Annotated in this window: 13 protein-coding genes; 7 read left to right on the forward strand and 6 right to left on the reverse strand. The window is 72.0% G+C overall.

The features are described from left to right. Positions 1 to 67: 67 nt before the first annotated feature. Together ABT008_RS13455 and ABT008_RS13460 are read right to left on the reverse strand one after the other, a co-directional pair. Positions 68 to 955, reverse strand: a complete 888-nt coding sequence (locus ABT008_RS13455; RefSeq protein ID WP_350696305.1) for an ABC transporter permease — start codon at positions 953 to 955, stop codon at positions 68 to 70. Then, the gene (locus ABT008_RS13460; protein WP_350696307.1) at positions 952 to 2,316 is read right to left on the reverse strand and encodes a quaternary amine ABC transporter ATP-binding protein; all 1,365 of its coding nucleotides are present in this window, start codon (positions 2,314 to 2,316) and stop codon (positions 952 to 954) included. Before ABT008_RS13460 ends, ABT008_RS13455 begins: the two co-directional genes overlap by 4 nt. A gap of 899 nt (positions 2,317 to 3,215) precedes the next feature. Here ABT008_RS13460 and ABT008_RS13465 point away from each other — a divergent pair. From ABT008_RS13465 to ABT008_RS13480, 4 genes are all read left to right on the forward strand, one after another. Next, a complete protein-coding gene (locus ABT008_RS13465; protein ID WP_350696309.1) occupies positions 3,216 to 4,835 on the forward strand; it encodes a glycosyl hydrolase family 18 protein in 1,620 nt (539 codons plus the stop codon). A gap of 232 nt (positions 4,836 to 5,067) precedes the next feature. After that, a complete protein-coding gene (locus tag ABT008_RS13470) occupies positions 5,068 to 5,574 on the forward strand; it encodes a hypothetical protein (RefSeq protein ID WP_350696311.1) in 507 nt (168 codons plus the stop codon). 86 nt (positions 5,575 to 5,660) lie between these two features. Beyond that, positions 5,661 to 7,067 (forward strand): class II 3-deoxy-7-phosphoheptulonate synthase, encoded by a 1,407-nt coding sequence (locus ABT008_RS13475; RefSeq protein ID WP_350696313.1) that lies wholly within the window; start codon positions 5,661 to 5,663, stop codon positions 7,065 to 7,067. A gap of 164 nt (positions 7,068 to 7,231) precedes the next feature. Further along, positions 7,232 to 8,260 carry a threonine aldolase family protein gene (locus tag ABT008_RS13480; protein WP_350696314.1) on the forward strand — a complete coding sequence of 343 codons (1,029 nt, stop codon included), beginning with the start codon at positions 7,232 to 7,234 and terminating at the stop codon, positions 8,258 to 8,260. A gap of 99 nt (positions 8,261 to 8,359) precedes the next feature. Here ABT008_RS13480 and ABT008_RS13485 read toward each other — a convergent pair whose 3' ends face one another. Beyond that, positions 8,360 to 9,250 (reverse strand): deoxyribonuclease IV, encoded by an 891-nt coding sequence (locus tag ABT008_RS13485; RefSeq protein ID WP_350696316.1) that lies wholly within the window; start codon positions 9,248 to 9,250, stop codon positions 8,360 to 8,362. After that, positions 9,250 to 11,247 carry a Stk1 family PASTA domain-containing Ser/Thr kinase gene (gene pknB, locus ABT008_RS13490; RefSeq protein WP_350696318.1) on the reverse strand — a complete coding sequence of 666 codons (1,998 nt, stop codon included), beginning with the start codon at positions 11,245 to 11,247 and terminating at the stop codon, positions 9,250 to 9,252. Before pknB ends, ABT008_RS13485 begins: the two co-directional genes overlap by 1 nt. 196 nt (positions 11,248 to 11,443) lie before the next feature. On the opposite strand from pknB, the gene ABT008_RS13495 reads away from it, so the two are divergent. Further along, complete coding sequence (locus ABT008_RS13495) at positions 11,444 to 11,818, forward strand: Rv2175c family DNA-binding protein (RefSeq protein WP_350696320.1); 375 nt, start codon at positions 11,444 to 11,446, stop codon at positions 11,816 to 11,818. Positions 11,819 to 11,874: 56 nt separating this feature from the next. Here the strand turns inward: ABT008_RS13495 and ABT008_RS13500 are convergent, their stop codons facing one another. Next, a complete protein-coding gene (locus ABT008_RS13500) occupies positions 11,875 to 12,957 on the reverse strand; it encodes a polyprenyl synthetase family protein (RefSeq protein ID WP_350696321.1) in 1,083 nt (360 codons plus the stop codon). A 159-nt stretch (positions 12,958 to 13,116) separates the two neighbouring features. On the opposite strand from ABT008_RS13500, the gene metF reads away from it, so the two are divergent. Then, positions 13,117 to 14,034: a methylenetetrahydrofolate reductase [NAD(P)H] gene (metF, locus tag ABT008_RS13505; protein ID WP_350696323.1), complete on the forward strand. Its 918-nt coding sequence runs from the start codon at positions 13,117 to 13,119 to the stop codon at positions 14,032 to 14,034. A gap of 43 nt (positions 14,035 to 14,077) precedes the next feature. Further along, positions 14,078 to 14,767, forward strand: coding sequence for a CDP-alcohol phosphatidyltransferase family protein (locus tag ABT008_RS13510; RefSeq protein WP_350696325.1), 690 nt, complete (start codon positions 14,078 to 14,080; stop codon positions 14,765 to 14,767). A 147-nt stretch (positions 14,768 to 14,914) separates the two neighbouring features. Here ABT008_RS13510 and ABT008_RS13515 read toward each other — a convergent pair whose 3' ends face one another. Further along, positions 14,915 to 16,402, reverse strand: coding sequence for a phytoene desaturase family protein (locus ABT008_RS13515; RefSeq protein ID WP_350696327.1), 1,488 nt, complete (start codon positions 16,400 to 16,402; stop codon positions 14,915 to 14,917). Positions 16,403 to 16,415 lie beyond the last annotated feature (13 nt).

The following is a 16,415-nucleotide window of genomic DNA, read 5'->3' on the forward strand; positions in this document are numbered from 1 at the left end:
GCGGAACTCGCGGTAGCGAGGCAGGGCACCGGCAACGGGACTTCCCTGCGTGGGTCAGGACGGGGGATCAGGCTCGTTGCATGGCGCGTTGCGCCTTCGCGGACGCGGTACGCGCGCCGATCGAGTCGGTGAGGCGGTCGAGCACCACCGCCAGGATCACCACGGCGATGCCGCCCTCGAAGCCCGCGCCGACCTGGACCCGGGCGAGTGCCGTCATGATCACCTCACCGAGACCACCGGCGCCGACCATGCCGGCGATGACGACCATCGACAGCGCCAGCATGATGACCTGGTTGACGCCGGTCATGATGGTGGGCAGGGCCAGTGGCAGCTTGGTGCGCAGCAGGATCTTCCACGGCGAGGCGCCGAACGCCTCGCCGGCCTCGATGACCTCACGGTCGACCTGGCGCAGGCCCAACTCGGTCAGCCGTACTCCGGGCGGCATGCTGAACACCACGGTGGCCAGCACGCCGGGCACGGCGCCGACGCCGAAGTAGAAGATGGCCGGGATCAGATAGACGAAGGCGGGCATCGTCTGCATCAGGTCGAGCACCGGTCGGACGATTGCCGAGGCGCGGCGGTTCTCCGCGATGAAGATGCCCGTCGGTACGGCGAGCAGCAGGGCGAGTCCGCTGGCCACCAGGACCAGCGCCAGCGTACTCATGGTCTGGTTCCAGATCGGCATCCCGGCCACCATGCCGAGTCCGAGCAGGGTGCCGAGGCCGAACTTCCAGCTTCGCAGCCACCAGCCGAGGCCGGCGAAGATCAGTACCATGACGATCGCCGGGGGCGCGGTCAGCAGGTCGACCAGCGGCTCCACCAGCGCGTCGACGGTGGCGGCGATGCCGTCGAAGACGGCGGACAGATGCTCTCTCGACCAGTCGACGGCGGTCTTGAACGCGTCGCCGATCCGGATGTACGGCAGCAGGTCGTCGAGACCCTCGGCGCGGTTCATGCGGACCCTCCCGTGAGGCGGACCGACGGCTCGGTGACCACCTGGACCGGTACCTGAGGTGCGGTGCCGCCTCCGGTCGCCGTGTCGGTCGTGTCGCCGGTCTGCACCGCGTCGGCGGTCGGCGTCGTGTCTGCGGGCACCGGCGTGGCGGTGAGCTCGCCGGCGTCAGCGCTGATGCTGCCCAGGGCGCTCAGCAGCGTGACCCGCGGAATCACGCCAGCGAGTCGCCCGGCCGGGTCGACCACGGCGACCGGTGCCGGGCTCTCGGCGCAGGGCGCGAAGATGTCGGCCACCGGCGTCGTGTCGTCGACCATTCGGGCGTGCTCGGTCGAGACGATCTCCTGGAGGTTCGTCAGTCCCTCCCGGACCGCCCGGGCGGCGTCGTCGGCGGTCACGGTGCCCAGGTACCGCTTGTCGCGGCCGGTGATGTAGACGGCTGACGTCTGGGTCTCGCGCAGCACGCGAGCGGCCACCCGCGGGCCGGAGTTCACGTCCACGACGCCGAGCGGCCGTTCCATCACCGCCGCGGCGGTGAGGATCCTGGTCCGGTCGACATCGGCGACGAACTGGGCGACGTAGTCGTTGGACGGGTCGGTGAGGATCTCCTCGGCGGTGCCGATCTGGACGATCCGGCCGGCACGCATGACCGCGATGCGGTCACCGAGGCGCATCGCCTCGTTGAGGTCGTGCGTGATGAACACGATCGTCTTGCCGAGGTCGGCCTGTAGTTCGAGCAGTTGGTCCTGCACCTCGCGGCGGATGAGCGGATCGAGCGCGGAGAAGGCCTCGTCCATGAGCATGATGTCGGTGCCGGCGGCGAGCGCGCGGGCCAGACCGACCCGCTGGCGCATGCCGCCGGACAGTTCCTGCGGCAGCTTGTCCGCGCAGTGGTCCAGGCCGACCATCCGCAGCGCCTGCAGTGCCTTCTCCCGGCGCTCGGCGCGGGGCATGCCCGCGACCTCCAGCGCGTAACCGGCGTTGTCCAACACCGACCGGTGCGGCTGGAGCGCGAAGTGCTGGAAGACCATGCTGATCTTCTCGCGGCGCAGCTTGCGCAGCGCGGCGGGCTTGAGCTTGGTGATGTCGACCCCGTCGACCTCCACCGTGCCGTGCGTGGGGGGCAGCAGTCCGTTGAGCATCCGGATCAGGGTGGACTTCCCCGAGCCGGACAGGCCCATGACCACGAAGATCTCGCCGCGTTTGACCTCGAAGTTCGCGTCGACGACCGCAGCCGTGACCGGTAGCCCCGCCAGCTCCTCGTCCCGGCCTGCGCTGTTCCTGAGGATTGCCATCGCCTTGTCGGCGCGGTTCCCGTAGACCTTGTACAGGGAGTTCACTCTGAGTGCGGACACGGTCTCCATTCCAAGGGCTTATGGTACGACGTCATTCTCGGGCGACGTACGCGCATCTATCGATAATCTGTCGTTCCGTGGGCCGGCCGGAGGCAGGACAGTCCCGGGTGAGCGAGATAAGACCCTACCCGACGGGTTTCCGAGGACGACAACCTCGTTGCCATCCCGTGCCGGAAGCGGAGCGATTGGAATACGTTGCGGCGTCGGCCATTGCGGACAGTATGGGTGGCGGAAGTGCAGTTCTGGGATGGAGGATCGGGTAACTGGCGGGTACCTCCGATGGCGGATACTATCGGGCAAAATGGTTTATATCGAGCGCTGTGGCGCTCACGATGCGTAGCCGTAGTGTCCCGTTGACTTCTGCTTGTCCTCGTGGCGCCACGCGTCCTGCGGGTCCGGCCGTGCCGCATTCTCCGTCGATCGGGTTCGGTACGTCATTGCGCGCGATGAATTCGACCGATGTGGATATTCATGGATTCGACATGGAACCTTCGTGAAACCGAGACAGAATCTCCATGGGATCTATACGGTTCCGGCGGGTCCTGAATTCCTGCGGTTGGCCGCAGGGTCGGGGATCGACAGATGTCGACCGGCATTGATTGAGACTCCGGCGGTGGGGCTCGATGCCGTCGTCGATCTGACCGCCATGCGCGGAGATGCCGTGCGCGGGGCTCGCGTGCGGTGGTGTGCCTGATTGCGCCCCCACGGGTGGGCGGTCCGGCGGGGCGTGCGGGTGTGCTGTCGGGTGGCGGGGTGCTGGTTCCGCTGCTCGGAGGCGGTGTGCTTCGGGGGTGGAGCGGGTCCCGATCGCGCCGGGATCGATACATGGACATCTTGACGAAGTGGTGTCGTGTGAGTAGCGTCTCCTCATCCTTTTGGAAAGTTTCCTAACTGTTTGGAGACGCCACATGAAGAGATCGCTCCGCCGGGCCCTCTGGGTCGGCGCCGTGGTCGCGGTGACCGTCGCCACGGTCCCGATGGCCTCGGCGTTCGGCGCCGGAAGCGTGACCACCTCGTTCAGCCGGGTGTCGGACTGGGGGACCGGTCACGAGACGCGGGTCACCGTCACCAACGGCTCGACCGCCAACGTCAGCACCTGGCGCATCGAGTTCGAGCTGCCCTCGGGCACCAGCATCAGCAGCTCCTGGGACGCCGACGTCACCCGCGACGGCAACCGCTACGTGGCCGTCAAGAAGAGCTGGGCCGGTGGGCTGGCCCCGGGCGCCTCCTTCAGCTGGGGCTACAACGGCACCGGTGCGTACCGGGCGCCGTTGAACTGCACGGTCAACGGCGTGGCCTGCGGTGGCGGCACCCCGCCGCCCACCACGACGCCGCCCACCACCACCCCGCCGACCACCGCTCCGCCCACGACTCCGCCGCCCACCACCCCGCCCCCGACCACGCCGCCGCCGAGCGGCCAGAAGGTGGTCGGCTACTTCACCCAGTGGGGCGTCTACGGCCGCAACTACCACGTCAAGAACATCCACACCAGCGGCTCGGCGTCGAAGCTGACCCACATCCTGTACGCGTTCGCCAACACCACCGGCGGCCGGTGCACCATCGGTGACAGCTACGCCGACTACGAGAAGGCGTACACCGCGGCGGAGAGCGTGGACGGCGTCGCCGACACCTGGGACCAGCCGCTGCGGGGCAACTTCAACCAACTGCGCAAGCTCAAGAAGATGTACCCGCACATCAAGGTGATCTTCTCGGTCGGCGGCTGGACCTGGTCCGGCGGCTTCACCCAGGCCGCGCAGAACCCGACCGCCTTCGCGGAGAGCTGCTACAACATGGTCGAGGACCCGCGCTGGGCGGATGTCTTCGACGGCATCGACATCGACTGGGAGTACCCCAACGCCTGCGGACTGACCTGTGACGCCAGCGGCCCGAACGCGTTCAAGAACGTGGTCAGCGCGCTGCGTACCCGGTTCGGCTCGTCGGCGCTGGTGACCGCCGCGATCACGGCGGACGGCAGCAACGGCGGCAAGATCGACGCGACCGACTACGCCGGTGCCGCGACCCACCTCAACTGGATCATGCCGATGACGTACGACTACTTCGGCGCCTTCAACGCGCAGGGCCCGACGGCGCCGCACTCGCCGCTCTACTCGTACACCGGCATCCCGCAGCAGGGCTTCTGGTCGGACGCGGCCATCCAGAAGCTCAAGAGCAAGGGCATCCCCGCCAACAAGCTGCTGCTCGGCATCGGCTTCTATGGCCGGGGCTGGACCGGCGTGACCCAGACGACGCCCGGCGGCACCGCGACCGGGCCCGCCCCCGGCACCTACGAGCAGGGCATCGAGGACTACAAGGTGCTCAAGAACACCTGCCCGGCCACCGGCACCGTCGGCGGCACCGCGTACGCCAAGTGCGGCAGCAACTGGTGGAGCTACGACACCCCGTCCACCATCGGCGGCAAGATGATGTACGCGAAGAACCAGGGCCTCGGTGGCGCGTTCTTCTGGGAGCTCTCCGGAGACACCAGCAACGGTGAGCTGATCGGCGCCATCAAGGGCGGTCTCGGCTGAGCCGAAGGCCGACGCATCACCCACACGACGGGGAGGGGCCGCACCGGCCCCTCCCCGTCCGCCTGCCCGCCGTGCGGGGGTGCGTCGGGTGCGGCGGGTGCGGGGGGTGCGGGGGGTGCGTGTAAGGAAGGGACCCTGTCCTATACAAAAAGCGATAGGAAGGGTCCCTTCCTTACACCAAGGGCGGGTGTGACAGACTCGCCGATCGAGCGGGCGGGAGGTCACGACAGCGATGCCAACGAGATTCCGGCGATCCGTCGTCACCGCCGTGCTGCTCGCGACCATGCCGTCCGCGCTGGTCGGGTGCGGCCTGCTGGGCGGGGAGGACGAGGCGGAGCAGCCCGGTCGGGCCCCCGCCGAGGAAGCCATGACCAAGGCGCGCGAGCGGGTGCAGGCGTACCTTGACGCGATGGCGGCCAAGGACGTGGCGGCCGGGCGCAGCCAGCTCTGCGCCGCGCTGCACGAGGCGTTCGACGGGGCCGCCACCGGCCCCAACGGTGACTTCGCCGACCACTTCGAGGTGCCCCGCTCCGAGATCGTCGACATCCGGCCCGGAGAGGCCGGACAGGAGGTCAGCGTCTCGGTCACGGTGACCGCCGGTCGCCGCGAGGCCACCCGCGCGCTGCTGTTCACGGTCACCCGGGACGGGCTCGACTGGTGCATCTCCGCCGAACGGCCGGGCGGGAACAGCCCCGCGCCGGTGGCGCCGGACGGCAGCGCCCCGGCGCCGACTCCGTGACCTGCACGCTCGCCTGACGCGTCCATCTGCCGGAACCCGGCCCCTCGCCGGTCGCCCACCCGGCCGGTCGCCGTACGCTGGGATTCATGCGCCATGAGTGGCATCAGTTGAGCCATCCGTCGGTGGGCAGCCCGGTGTTGCAGACCAGCCGTCCGACCGTGGACTCCGCCGAGGACGAGGCCCTCGGCCTGGACCGCTGGCGGGAGCTGCCACGGGCCCAGACCCCACCCTGGCCGGACCCGGCCCAGGTGGCGGAGGTCTGCAAGGTCCTGGACACGGTCCCGTCGGTGGTCGCGCCGTACGAGGTCGACCAGCTCCGCCAGCGCCTCGCGTTGGTCTGCGAGGGCAAGGCGTTCCTGCTCCAGGGCGGTGACTGCGCGGAGACCTTCGCCGACAACACCGAGAGCCACCTGCTGGCCAACGCCCGCACGCTGCTGCAGATGGCGATCGTGCTCACCTACGGCGCCTCGCTGCCGGTGGTCAAGGTGGCCCGGGTGGCCGGGCAGTACACCAAGCCCCGGTCGCTGCCGACCGACGCCCGGGGGCTGCCGGCCTACCGCGGCGACATGATCAATTCGCTGGAGGCCACGCCGGAGGCGCGCGTCGCCGACCCGCAGCGCATGATCCGGGCGTACGCGAACTCGGCCGCCGCGATGAACATGCTCCGCGCGTACCTCGCCGGTGGGCTCGCCGACCTGCACGCCGTGCACGACTGGAACAAGGGCTTCGTGCGCAACTCCCCGGCCGGCGAGCGGTACGAGGCGATCGCCCGGGAGATCGACCGGGCGATGGCCTTCATCCGGGCCTGCGGGATGACCGACGACGAGGCGCTGCGTACGGTCACCCTCTACTGCTCCCACGAGGCCCTGGCGCTGGAGTACGACCGCGCGCTGACCCGGGTCTCCGACAACCGGCCGTACGGGCTGTCCGGGCACTTCCTGTGGATCGGCGAGCGGACCCGGCAGCTCGACGGGGCGCACATCGACTTCATCTCCCGCATCGCCAACCCGATCGGCGTCAAGCTCGGCCCGACCACCACCCCGGACGACGCCATCGAGCTGTGCGAGAAGCTCAACCCGGACAACATCCCCGGCCGGCTCACGCTGATCAGCCGGATGGGCAACCACAAGGTCCGGGACGCGCTGCCGCCGATCGTGGCGAAGGTGACCGCCGCCGGGGCCAAGGTGGTGTGGCAGTGCGACCCGATGCACGGCAACACCCACGAGTCGTCCAACGGCTACAAGACCCGGCACTTCGACCGGATCGTCGACGAGGTGCTGGGCTACTTCGAGGTGCACCGGGGGCTGGACACCCACCCGGGCGGCCTGCACGTCGAGCTGACCGGCGAGGACGTCACCGAGTGCCTGGGCGGCGCGCAGGGCATCGCCGACCTGGACCTGCCCGGCCGGTACGAGACCGCCTGCGACCCCCGCCTGAACACCCAGCAGTCGCTGGAGTTGGCGTTCCTCGTAGCGGAGATGCTCCGTGGCTGACGTGAGGAGTAAGCTTGCGAGCCCCGCAGTCGGTAGCCCAGGAATGACAGTGGCTGACGCGAGGAGTGAGCTTGCGAGCCCCGCAGTCGGTAGCCCAGGTATGACAGTGGCTGACGTGAGGAGTGAGCTTGCGAGCCCCGCAGTCGGCGGCCGAAGGGACAACTGTGGCTGATTTCATCGACCTGCGGTCGGACACGGTGACCCGGCCGACCGCCGGGATGCGGGAGGCGATGGCCACCGCCGAGGTCGGCGACGACGTCTACGGCGAGGACCCGACGGTCAACGCGCTGGAGGCTGAGGTCGCCGCGCTGTTCGGGCACGAGGCGGCGCTGTTCTGCCCGAGCGGGTCGATGGCCAACCAGATCGCCCTGCAACTGGTGGTGCCGCCCGGTGCGGAGCTGCTCTGCGACCCCGACGCGCACGTCATCACGTACGAGATGGGCGCGGCTGCCGCGTACGGCGGGATCACCTCGCGGACCTGGCCGGCGGTGGGCGCGCAGATCGACCCCGACGTGGTCGCCGGCATGCTCCGGCCGGACGGCTACTGGGCGGTGCCGACCCGGGCGATCGCCGTGGAGCAGACCCACAACCGGGGCGGCGGCGGGGTGATCCCGCTGGACACGCTCCGCGCGTTGCGGGAGGTGGCCGACTCCGCGCAGGCGGCGCTGCACTGCGACGGTGCCCGGATCTGGCACGCGCACGTGGCCGACGGGGTGCCGCTGGCCGGGTACGGTGCGCTCTTCGACACGCTGTCGGTCTGCCTCTCCAAGGGGCTGGGCGCACCGGTCGGCTCGCTGGTGATCGGCAGTGCCGAGCGGATCGACCGGGCCCGGTCGATCCGGAAGCGGATGGGGGGCGGGATGCGCCAGGCCGGCATCCTGGCCGCCGCCGGACGGTACGCGCTGGCCCACCACGTCGACCGGCTCGCCGAGGACCACGCGAAGGCGGCCCGGCTGGCCGAGGCGATCGCCCCGTTCGGGGTGCTGGCGAATGCCGCGCGGACGAATCTGGTCCCGTTGGACCTGACCAAGGCGTCCCTGGACGCGCCGGCGCTGGCCGCCGCAGCCCGTGGCGATGGTGTCCTGGTCTCGGTCCTCGGCCCGCGTACCGCCCGGCTGGTGACCCACCTGGACGTCACCGACGACGAGGTGGACCGGGCCGCCACCGTGCTCACCCGCATCCTGCGCCGCTGACCCACCCGCCGCCGCGCCCGCGCGTGGCGGCGGGCCGGCAGGCCAGCGGGCTACGGACGCCGGCGACCCAGGCGAGCCCGGTCCGGCTCGGTCCGGCGGTCAGGCGGGGGCGAGGCGGCGCAGCGTGGCGATGTCGGCGGCGTGGCCTTCGTACCCCTCGGTGGGCGTCTCCACCAGGATCGGCACGCCCGCGGTGGCCGGGTGCCGCATCAGCTCGGCGAAGGCCGGTTCGCCGATCAGGCCCTTGCCGATGGTCTCGTGCCGGTCGCGGGTGGAACCGCACAGGTCCTTCGAGTCGTTCGCGTGCACCAGCCGCAGCCGGTCCGCGCCGACGGTGGCCACCAGGGTGTCCAGCGTCTCGGTCATTCCGCCCTCGGCGGCCAGGTCGTGCCCGGCGGCCCAGGCGTGGCAGGTGTCGAAGCAGACGCCGAGCCAGGGGTGGCGGTCCACCGCGTCGAGGTAGGGCCCGAGATGCTCCACCCGGCTGGCCAGGGACCGGCCGCCACCGGCGCTCGGCTCCACCAGCAGCATCGGCCCGTCACCGGCGGCGGCCGAGTCCAGCAGCGGCAGCAGCGACTCGCGTACCTGCCGCATGGCCGCTTCGGCGTGCCCGGCGTCGACCGCGCTGCCGGCGTGGAACACCACCGCACGCGCGCCGATCGCGGCACCCCGGCGCAGCGCGTGGGCAAGGCTCTGCACCGAACGCTCGACCGTGGCCTCCGTCGGCGACCCCAGGTTGACCAGCAACGACGCGTGGATGTACGCGCTCACGCCGCGTTCGGCGCAGCCGTCGCGGAACAGCGCGTCCTGCACCGGGTCACCGGCCGGCGTCGCCCAGCCCCGGGAGTTGCCGACGTAGACCTGGGCCACCTCGGACCCGGCCCCGTCGACGTACGGCAGTGCCGCCTTGGCCAGCCCGCCGGAGGTGGGCGTGTGCGAGCCGAGCGGCCGGTGGCCGTGCGGCTGGTGGCCGGGGTGCGCCGCCGTCATCAGAAGCACCCGATGGTGATCTGGCTGCCGGGCGGCACCTGGGCGTTCTCGCTCGGGTTCTGGAACCGGGCGACGGCGTTCGGGTTGAACTGCACGGACACCTGGAAGCCCTGGCTCTCCAGCACCTGCTTGGCCTGTTGGCAGGGCAGGTCGACGACGCGGGGCACGGTCACCTGCGGCGGCCCCTCGCTGACCTCCAGCCGGACCTGGGCGCCCTTCTCCACTCCGCTGCCGTCGGCCGGGCTCTGCCCGAGCACCTCGTCGCGGGGCTTGTCGGACTCCTTGTAGGTCGGCTCGACCAGCACCAGGCCGAGCTGGCCGATGATCCCGCGCGCCTCGTTGAGGCTCTTGCCGACCAGGTTCGGCACGGTGATCGGGGCCCGTCCCTTGCTGAGGAAGACGGTGATCTCCTGCCCCGGCTTGACCTCCTCGCCCGCCTCCGGCTTGGTGGCCACCACCATGCCCTCGGGCAGGCCGTCGTCGAACCGGGCCGGGCCCTTGACGACCTCGAGCTGTGCGTTGGCCAGATCCGCTTCGGCCAGGTCGAAGTCCTTGCCGACCACGTCCGGCATCGGGAACCGGTCCGGTCCCAGCGACAGGGTCAGGGTGATGGTGCCGCCCTTGAGGACCCGGGCGGCGGAAGCCGGCTCCTGCGCCAGCACGCCGTCGCGCGGCACCTCGTCGTCGTGCCGGGGCTCGGCGTAGCGGATCGTGAAGCCGCCCTGGGACGCCTGGGACTCCGCCTCGGCCTTGCTCATGCTCACCAGCTCCGGCGCGGTGGTGTACCGGCCGACCCCGAACCACCAGCCGCCGAGTGCGGCGACCAGCCCGAGCACCACCACGACGGCGGCGATGGCCAGGCGCCCGCCGGAGTCCCCGCCGAACAGGCGGGCCCGCAGCGCGGCCAACTGGGCGGGCAGTCCGTCGCCGCCACTCGGGGCGGCCCGGCGTCGGCCCCGGGGCGGGGGGCTGGCGCTGCCCTCGGGCAGCCGGGCCCAGGGCGGCCGCTCGGGCGGGCGAACCGTCGAGACCACCATCGTCGGCTGGGAGACCACCGGCCCGTCGGCGAGCGACGGCAGCATGGCGGTGTGGCTGTTCGCGGTGCCGAGGCCGTCCCGGGCCACCTGTACCTCGGCCAGCAGGGCACCGGCGTCGGCGGGACGGGCCGCCGGGTCACGTCGGGTGGCTCGGGCCACCAGGTCGTCGAGCACCCTGGGCAGGCCGGGGACCAGTGACGACGGTGCCGGTACGTCCCGGTCGACGTGCTGCCAGGCGATGTCGATCGGCCGGTCACCCTCGTACGGCACCCGGCCGGTGAGCATCTCGAACAGCACGATGCCCGCCGAGTAGACGTCGGTGCGGGCGTCCGCGCGGCCGTCGGTGACCAGCTCCGGCGCGACGTACGCCACGGTGGCCATCAGTTGGTTGCCGTTGTCGTGGTCGGTGCTGGCCTCGACCGCCCGGGCCAGCCCGAAGTCGGTGACCTTGACCACCCCGTCGACGAGGTTGGCCGGGCCTCCGCTGGGCGCCTCGGCGACCAGCACGTTCTCCGGCTTGATGTCGCGGTGCACCAGCCCGGTCCGGTGGGCGGCGGCGATGGCCGCCAGCACCTGCTCGGTGATCGCCAGCGCCTCGTCCGGGTTGAGCCGGCGTCGCTCGGCCAGCACCTCGCGCAGCGTGCGACCGCGCACGTACTCCATCACCAGGTAGGGCATACCGTCGTGGGTGCCCTGGTCGTAGACGGCCACCACGTTGGGGTGGGTGAGCCGGGCGATGGTCTTGGCCTCGTCGGTGAAGCGGTCGACGAAGCCGGCCAGCCCGGGGCGTCCCGGGGCGCCGGCGGTGGCGTGAATGGTCTTCAGTGCGACGGTGCGTTCGAGCCGCTCGTCGGTGGCGGTGTACACGGTCGCCATGCCGCCACGAGCCACGCGACCGCGGATGCGGTAGCGCCCGTCGATCAGCGAGCCCAGCAACGTGTCGGCGACCTGTGTGTCCATCGGCAGGGAGTCTATGTGTCCAGGGGTGGTAGGTAGAATTCTTGTTTCCGGTGGAGGTGGAGAGGCAGAACAGGATGCTACCGCCGCAGCCGCCTCCGTGGGGCCACCCTGCGTACTCCGGGTTCCGCCGTCCCTGCTCAGCGCGCTGACGGGAGGTCGTTGACCCGGGGGGAGGGTGGCATGGCAGGGTGGTCCGGTGACCGACTCCGTACCCGCCGAGGGCGCCGCGCCCGAAGCCGGCCCCGCCGACTGGCTGACCCTGCCGGACGTCGCCGAACGGCTCGACCTGACGATCAGCAAGGTCCACCAGCTGATCCGGGATCGTGAGCTGATCGCGGTACGCCGCGACGGCGTCCGGCGGATCCCCGCCGACCTGGTGGCCAACCGCACCGTGCTCAAGCACCTGCCCGGCGTGCTCAACCTGCTGGCCGACGCCGGCTACGACGACGAGGCCGCGCTGCGCTGGCTCTACGAGCCCGACGCCTCCCTGCCCGGCGGCACCCCCGCCGCCGCCCTGGCCGGCGACCAGGCCCGCGAGATCAAGCGTCGCGCGCAGGCCCTCGGCTTCTGACCCGACCGCCCCGACCTGCCGCGACCGGGCCGCCGGCCCGGTCGCGGGCGCGCCGGTCAGTCGGCCCGGCGGGTGGCGGCGATGGCCAGGTCCACCAGGGCCTGCCGGGCCTCGGTGTCCAGGTCCACCGCGGTCAGCGCGGCGAGCGCCGCGTCGGTGAGCGTGACGATGCGCTGCTCGGTGCGGGCCAGCGCCCCGGTCGAGGTGATCAGCTCACGCAGCCGGGCCACGCCCTCGGTGTCCAGGTCGGCGTCGCCGAGCCCGGCCAGCAGCAGCGCGCGTCCGGCCTCGTCGGTGGCCTCCATCGCCGCGGCGACCAGGTACGTCCGCTTGCCCTCGCGCAGGTCGTCACCGGCCGGCTTGCCGGTCTGCGCGGGGTCGCCGAAGACGCCCAGCACGTCGTCGCGCAACTGGAACGCCTCGCCCAGCGGCAGCCCGTACGCCGAGTAGGCGATGCGGACGTCGGCGGGCGCGTCGGCCAGCGCCGCGCCGAGCAGCAGCGGCCGCTCCACCGTGTACTTCGCCGACTTGTACCGGGCGACCTTGCCGGCCCGCTCCAGCGAGGTGTCGCCGGTCGCCTGGGTCACCACGTCCAGGTACTGCCCGACGGTGACCTCGGTGCGCATCTCGTCGAAGTCCGGCCGGGCACGCGCCACCGTCCGCGGGTCGAGCCCGGCGGAGTGCAGCAACTCGTCGGACCAGACCAGGCAGAGGTCACCCAGCAGGATCGCCGCCGCGTCGCCGAACCCGTCGGGGTCGCCGCCCCAGCCGGCCGACCGGTGCCGGGCGGCGAAGCGGCGGTGCACCGCCGGTTCACCCCGTCGGGTGTCCGACCGGTCCATCAGGTCGTCGTGGATGAGGGCGCTGGCCTGGACGAACTCCAGCGCGGCCAGGGCGGTCACCACCGGATCGGTGTCCACCCCACCGGCGCCCCGGTACCCCCAGTAGGCGAAGGCGGGCCGCAGCCGCTTGCCGCCGCCGAGCACGAACGCCTCGATCGCCTCGGCCACCGGCACCAGCGCGTCGTCGACGCCGGTCATCCAGGTCCGGCGGGCGGCGAGGAAGTCGGCCAGTGCCTTGTCGACGCGTTGGCGCAGGCCGGCACGGTCGACGGGGGAGACAGGAGCAGCGTGGGTCACGTCCCGACGCTAATGGGTCGGGGCCGGACACGGCGACCCACCCACCGTCCGGCGCGCCGTGGCCCACCTGGGTCACCGGGCCTTCCGGCGGGCGCCGGCCACGTCCCCACCCCTGGGAAGGTGCTGGGGGTACGCGGGACCGGCCGCTAGAGTCGGTGCGTGGCGCTCGGACTTCCCTCGATCCTCCCGAACTCGCAACCGGCGATCGGGGAGTTGGTCCGCGACTGCCAGCCGACCTTCTCCTTCGAGTTCATGCCGCCCAAGACCGAGCAGGGCGAGCGGCAGCTCTGGCAGGCGATCCGCGAGTTGGAGCCGTTGCGCCCCTCGTTCGTCTCGATCACCTACGGTGCCGGCGGTACGACCCGGGACACCACGGTCGCGGTCACCGAGCGGGTGGCCACCGAGACCACCCTGCTGCCGATGGCCCACCTGACCGCGGTCAACCACTCGGTGGCCGAGCTGCGGCACGTGATCGGTCGGCTGGCCAGTGTCGGGGTGCGCAACGTGCTGGCGGTGCGGGGCGACCCGCCCGGCGACCCCAACGGCGAGTGGGTGCCGCACCCGGACGGCGTGAACTACGCCGAGGACCTGGTCCGGCTGGTCCGCCGCTCCGGCGACTTCAGTGTCGGCGTCGCCGCCTTCCCGTACCGTCACCCGCGCTCGCCGGACGTCGACACCGACACCGACTACTTCGTCCGCAAGTGCCGGGCCGGCGCCGAATTCGCGATCACCCAGATGTTCTTCGACGCCGACGAGTACCTGCGCCTGCGGGACCGGGTGGCCGCCGCCGGGTGCGACACGCCGATCCTGGCCGGCGTGATGCCGGTGACCAAGATCGGCACGATCGAACGCTCCGAGCAGCTTTCCGGGGCGCCGTTCCCGCCGGCCCTGGCCGCGCGGTTCGAGCGGGTCGCCGACGATCCGGAGGCGGTCCGCCGGCTCGGTATCGAGCAGACCAGCGAGATGTGCCGGCGACTGCTCGACGAGGGTGTCCCCGGGATCCACTTCATCACCTTCAACCGTTCCACCGCGACCCGTGAGATCTGGCAGAACCTGCGGGTGGGCGCCGCGACGTGACGCGGCGGGCGCGACACCTCAGCGCCATCGAGTCGGTTGAACCGTGGTGGGCAGACAGCTGAACTGGAACGAGTACGCCACGGCGTGGGCCCGGCTGCACGGCGGGTTCGACCCCCGGGCGGCCACCCCCGTGGTACGCGGCTGGCTCCGTTTCGCCTACCACGTCGGGTTCCTGCTGGGCCGGCTCCGGGTCGGCCCGACCGCGGTCACCGTCTTCGGCGTGTTGCTCTGCCTCTGCGTACCGCTGGTCGCGGGGCGGCCGGGCGACGGGCCGTTCCTGGCCGCGCTGTTCGTGCTGCTCGCCTCGGTGGCGGACAGCGTCGACGGTGCGGTGGCGGTGGCCACCGGCCGCACCACCCGGCTCGGCTATGTCTACGACTCGCTTGCCGACCGGCTCGGCGAGGCCGCCTGGTTGGTGGCGTTCTGGCTGGTCGGCGCGCCGGGCGGACTGGTCGCCGCAGCCGGCGCGCTGTCCTGGCTGCACGAGTACGTCCGGGCCCGGGCGGTCGCCGCCGGGATGCGCGAGATCGGCGCGGTGACCGTGGGGGAGCGGCCCACCCGGGTCTGCGTGGCCGTCGCCGGGTTGTTGCTGGCCGGTCTGACCGGGCTGATCGAGCTGGACCTGGCGGCCGGCACGATCACCATGGCGACGGCGGTGTGGGTGCTGCTGGCCGCCTTCGGCCTGGGTCAACTGCTCTCCGCCGTCCGTCGGGCCCTGATCGACGCCGACTGACCCGCTGCCAGCCCGCCAGCCCGCCGGTGCGTCGGTGCGTCGGTGCGTAAAGGTGCGTCGGTGCGTCGGGGTGCCGGTGTTAACAGGGGGCCCTTTCTCTACCGCAGGCGTTAAGAAGGTGCCCTTCCTTACACCCCACCCCGCCACCTACCAGGCGGGCCCGATCTCGTCGGCGACGATCTGCGCGGACAGCGTCACCATCGGCAGGCCGCCGCCCGGGTGGCTGGAGCCGCCGACCAGCCACAGTCCGTGCGCCGCCCCCCGGTTGGCGGGGCGGAGCAGACCACCGGCTGTGCCGTAGATGGCTCCACCCGGCGCGCCGGTGGAGTCGGCCAGGTCGGCCGGGGTACGGATCTCGCGGAACACCAACCGGTCCCGGACGTCCATGCCCCGCTCGGCCAGCACGTCCAGGATTCGGTCCGCGTACGCCGCCGCCAGCCCCGGCCGCCGCCAGTCCACCGCACCGGGCGCGGTGCCGTGGCGGGCGGCGTTGACCAGCACGAACCACGACTCGTGCCCGGCCGGGCGGACCGCCGGGTCGTCCGCCACCGTGACGAAGACCGTCGGGTCGGTGGCCGGACGGGCGCGTACGCCCCGCCCCGGGGCACCGAAGATCGCGTCGAACTCGGCGTCGTAGTCGTGCGGGAAGAAGACGGTGTGGTGGGCCAGCCCGGAGTCGCCGCGTACACCGAGCAGCAGCACGAAACCGGCCAGGCTGCGGTCGGTGAGCCCGGCCAGCCGGCGCGGGTCGGGCAGCAGGTCCCGATAGACGGTGAGCGCGTCGACGTTGGCCACCACCACGTCGGCCGGCACCGGGGCGGTCTGCCCGTCGACGCGTACGCCGTGCACCCGCCCGCCCGCCGCGTCGATCCGGGTGACCGTGGCGCCGGTGCGGACCACCACGCCGAGGTCCAGGCAGCGCGACAGCAGCGCGTCGGCGAGACTGCCCAGCCCGCCGCGCAGGTACCAGCCGCCGAACGCCAACTCCGCGTAGGGGACCGCGACCAGCGCGGCCGGCGCGCGGCGCGGATCGGCGCCGGTGTAGGTGGCGTACCGGTCCAGCAGCATCCGCAGCCGAGGGTCGGACAGGTGGGCACGACCCAGCCCGCGCAGGCTCTGCCCGGGCCGGATGGCGGCCAGGTCGCCGAGCCGCCAGGCCAGCCGGGTCAGGTCCCGGGGCGAGTCGACGCGACGGCGCAGGATGTCGTGCTCGGAGGCCCGCCACACCCGGGCGGCACGCCGCCACAGCCGCTGCCAGTCGGCCGCCGCCCGGTCGCCGAGGGTGGCGCCGATGCGGGCGGCGAACTCCGCCGGGTCGGCGCAGGAGTCCAGCACCGGCCCACCGTCGGGGAAGACGTGCCGCACGATCGGGTCCAGTTCGACCAGGTCGAGGTACTCGTCCAGCTTGGCCCCGGTCGCCTCGAACAGCTCGTGGAAGATCCCGGGCAGGGTGAGCAGGCTGGGACCGGTGTCGAAGTGGAACGACCCGGAGGCGGTGTCGTGCGTGTACCGCCCGAGTTTGCCGCCGACCGTGTCGGCCCGTTCGAGGACGGTCACCTGGTGCCCGGTGACGGCCAACCGGGCGGCGACCGCCAGTCCACCCACTCCGGCGCCGACGACCACGATCCGCGCCATGCGATGTCCTCCC

It is taken from the genome of Micromonospora sp. NPDC002389, assembly GCF_040296095.1.
Classification (GTDB): domain Bacteria; phylum Actinomycetota; class Actinomycetes; order Mycobacteriales; family Micromonosporaceae; genus Micromonospora.

Bases quoted from the DNA above. Each gene is read 5' to 3' on its own strand.
- ABT008_RS13455 (WP_350696305.1), bottom strand. From the start codon at position 955: ATGAACCGCGCCGAGGGTCTCGACGACCTGCTGCCGTACATCCGGATC.
- ABT008_RS13460 (WP_350696307.1), bottom strand. From the start codon at position 2,316: ATGGAGACCGTGTCCGCACTCAGAGTGAACTCCCTGTACAAGGTCTAC.
- ABT008_RS13465 (WP_350696309.1), top strand. From the start codon at position 3,216: ATGAAGAGATCGCTCCGCCGGGCCCTCTGGGTCGGCGCCGTGGTCGCG.
- ABT008_RS13470 (WP_350696311.1), top strand. From the start codon at position 5,068: ATGCCAACGAGATTCCGGCGATCCGTCGTCACCGCCGTGCTGCTCGCG.
- ABT008_RS13475 (WP_350696313.1), top strand. From the start codon at position 5,661: ATGCGCCATGAGTGGCATCAGTTGAGCCATCCGTCGGTGGGCAGCCCG.
- ABT008_RS13485 (WP_350696316.1), bottom strand. From the start codon at position 9,250: ATGACGGCGGCGCACCCCGGCCACCAGCCGCACGGCCACCGGCCGCTC.
- pknB (WP_350696318.1), bottom strand. From the start codon at position 11,247: ATGGACACACAGGTCGCCGACACGTTGCTGGGCTCGCTGATCGACGGG.
- ABT008_RS13515 (WP_350696327.1), bottom strand. From the start codon at position 16,402: ATGGCGCGGATCGTGGTCGTCGGCGCCGGAGTGGGTGGACTGGCGGTC.